This is a genomic window from Ensifer sp., from assembly GCF_035999185.1.
Classification (GTDB): Bacteria; Pseudomonadota; Alphaproteobacteria; order Rhizobiales; family Rhizobiaceae; genus Ensifer.
Genome location: NZ_DASYHB010000174.1, coordinates 1 through 2,794, shown reverse-complemented (window position 1 = coordinate 2,794; position 2,794 = coordinate 1). Strand labels below are relative to the sequence as shown.

Annotated in this window: 3 protein-coding genes and 1 pseudogene; 2 read left to right on the top strand and 2 right to left on the bottom strand. The window is 62.2% G+C overall.

Annotated features, from left to right (window positions below):
• Window positions 1-446 (bottom strand): annotated as a pseudogene (locus VGO04_RS24000) (amidohydrolase); the annotation flags it as partial.
• 197 nt (window positions 447-643) lie between these two features.
• On the opposite strand from VGO04_RS24000, the gene VGO04_RS23995 reads away from it, so the two are divergent.
• Together VGO04_RS23995 and VGO04_RS23990 are read left to right on the top strand one after the other, a co-directional pair.
• Window positions 644-1,531, top strand: coding sequence for a transketolase (locus VGO04_RS23995; protein ID WP_327498472.1), 888 nt, complete (start codon window positions 644-646; stop codon window positions 1,529-1,531).
• Window position 1,532: 1 nt separating this feature from the next.
• Window positions 1,533-2,519, top strand: coding sequence for a transketolase family protein (locus tag VGO04_RS23990; RefSeq protein WP_327498471.1), 987 nt, complete (start codon window positions 1,533-1,535; stop codon window positions 2,517-2,519).
• 92 nt (window positions 2,520-2,611) lie between these two features.
• On the opposite strand, the gene VGO04_RS23985 is transcribed toward VGO04_RS23990, so the two are convergent.
• Window positions 2,612-2,794 (bottom strand): aldehyde dehydrogenase family protein (locus tag VGO04_RS23985; protein ID WP_327498470.1); only part of this gene is annotated, 183 nt, incomplete at its 5' end.

The following is a 2,794-nucleotide window of genomic DNA, read 5'->3' as shown; positions in this document are numbered from 1 at the left end:
CGCTGGTACTGATAGAACTTCATGCTGACGGCGCCGAGTTCCTTGACCTGGCGCTCCATCTCCTCGAGCGCGAAATCGAGTCCGTGATAGGCCGGGTCGACACCACCGGTGAGCACGACGCGTTTCGGGTTCGACCTGGCGAAGGCGTCGCTGAGTTCGACCGGCCCAAGTCCCGCCCGCCAGTGCGAGAACAAGGGTACCGAGCAAGCGCTCGCCATGTCGGTGTCGGAGTTCTCGAAGAGCATCTTGTTGCCCCATTCGAGATCGGGGTTCGAGAAGGTTTCGGTTTCCGGCGGCGGTCCGCGGCGCCCCGTCAAGTTGATGAAGCCGGCGATCTGCGAGCGCAGCAGCTTGACGCGCCGGCCATCGCTTCCAGGCTTGATCTGGTTGTCGCCGAAGTCCTGCGTATGGACAGCCGCGTCGAAAACAAACATCCCGTCTTTCATTGTTTACCTCCTTGAGAAAACCGCCGCCTTCACTTGCGTCCCTCACTAGGTAACATGAGCCAACCCGTTCATTTCTTTGGAATAGTTGAAGATTGTTTTCAGCTATTCGTGCGGGCAGCCGCGCGTTTCTGACGCTAAAACAGACCTCGTGATCAAGCATTCCGTGGGGCGACCCACCTTGAGGACGAGGACAGCACGTGACCCAACCAGGCAGGATCGAAACAACCGGGGGCCGGAACAGCCTCAGACCGAGTGACGAGGAAATCGCGTTCCTCAAGGACCGCGCCAAGTTCTGTCGTCTCGAGACAATCAGGCTGATCGAGATCGCGAAAGTCGGCCACTACACGTCCGTCTTCTCCGCGGCAGAGCTGTTCTCGGCGCTCTACTACGACGCGATGGAGCTGAAGCGCGGCGAACCGAAATGGGAGGATCGCGACCGCTTCATGATGGGCAAGGGGCACGCGGCCGTCGGGCTGTTTCCCATCCTCGCCGACCTCGACTTCATCGATCGTGATGTGCTCGACGGCTATACCCGTCTCGGCAATCCGCTCGGCGACCATCCTGATATGACCAAGGTGCCCGGCATCGATTTCAGCTCGGGCTCGATCGGCCACGCGCTTTCGGCCGGCTGCGGCATGGCGCTTGCCGGCCGGATGCTGGGCAAGGACTTCTACACCTACGTGATGATCGGGGATGGGGAACTGCAGGAGGGCCAGGTCTGGGAGGCAGCCCTCTTCGGCGCGCACAACGGTCTTGGAAAACTGATCGGCATCATCGATCGCAACGGCTACCAGCTCGACGGCTCGGTCGACGATATCATCGGCGTCGAGCCGATTGTCGAGAAATGGCAGGCCTTCGGCTGGGAGACCCATGTGGTCGACGGCCACGACGTGGCGGCGGTCGCCACCCTGTTTCGCACGCTCAAGGCAAACCGCGCGCGGACACGCCCGGTGATGATCGTTGCCGAGACGGTCAAGGGCAAGGGCGTCTCCTACATGGAGACCGAACCCGGCTGGCACCTCGGCTATCTCGACCCTTCGGATGCTGCGCGCGCAATTGCCGAAATCGAAGCGATGGAGATCTGAGATGAACAAGCCGCTTTCCGACAAGTCCTGGCAGTACCGACAGCTCAATGCCGTGACGCCCGGCCTCGATGCGCTCTCGGATGCCCTCATCGAACTCGTCGCTGCCGGCGAGCCGATCGTCGCGGGCACCGCCGACCTGCAATACTCGAACGGCCTTGCGAAGTTCCACGCGCTCCATCCCGATCGCTTCGTCCAGTTCGGTATCTCCGAGCAGAACATGGTGTCTGCTGCCGCCGGCATGGCCGCTGTCGGCATGAAGCCCTATGTCGCAACCTTCGCATCGTTCCTTGCGCTGCTCTGCTGCGAACAGATTCGCATGGACGTCGCCTACTCCAAACTGCCGGTTCGGCTGATCGGCCACCATGCCGGGATTTCGCTCGGCTTTTACGGCACCTCGCATCACGCGACGGAAGACCTCGCGATCATGCGCTCGATCGCCAACCTGACTGTGATCGCACCGGCCGATGGCAATCAGCTGAAAGAGGTCATCAAGGCTGCGAACGACTACCCGCATCCGATCTATATCCGCATCCAGCGCGGGCGCGATCCCGAGGTCTATGCGGAGCGCCAGCCGTTCACGATCGGCAAGGCGATCTCGCACTATTCGGGAACGGACCTCACGATCATTGCCACGGGCTCCACGGTTCACCCGGCGCTCGAAGCGACCCGCGCACTGCGGGCCGCAGGCGCAAGCGTCGGCTTCCTCGACATGGCGACGGTAAAACCGATCGACCGCGACGCCATCCTCGAGGCAGCCGGCCAAAGCCCGCGAATCCTGACGGTGGAGGAGCACAATGTGCTCGGAGGACTGGGCGGTGCGGTCGCCGAGGTGCTGGCAAGCGAAGGCCTGCCGGTCAAGTTGACCCGGCATGGTATTTACGACGAATACAGCCTGATCGCGCCTCCGACCCACCTCTACGCACACTACGAACTCGATGCGAAAGGCATTGAGGCGCACGCCACGCGGTTACTCGAAGGCCGCGGATAAGACACTGCAGCACACGTGACGTTTGGCGCTGAAGGCCACTCCACCTGAATGACCGCGGGGCTCGGGCTCCGCGGTCTTTTACTTGTCTCCTATCAGGCAACGCCGCCGAGGCAGACGTATTTGATCTCGGTGAATTCCTCGATGCCGTAGCGCGAGCCTTCGCGACCGAGGCCGGAGAGCTTGACGCCGCCGAACGGTGCCTCCGCCGTCGAGATCAGCCCCGTGTTGACGCCGACCATGCCGTATTCCAGTGCTTCGGCGACCCGGAACACCCG

What these genes read in the sequence shown, in the direction of transcription:
- VGO04_RS23990 (WP_327498471.1), top strand. Translation starts at nt 1,533, where the DNA reads ATGAACAAGCCGCTTTCCGACAAGTCCTGGCAGTACCGACAGCTCAAT.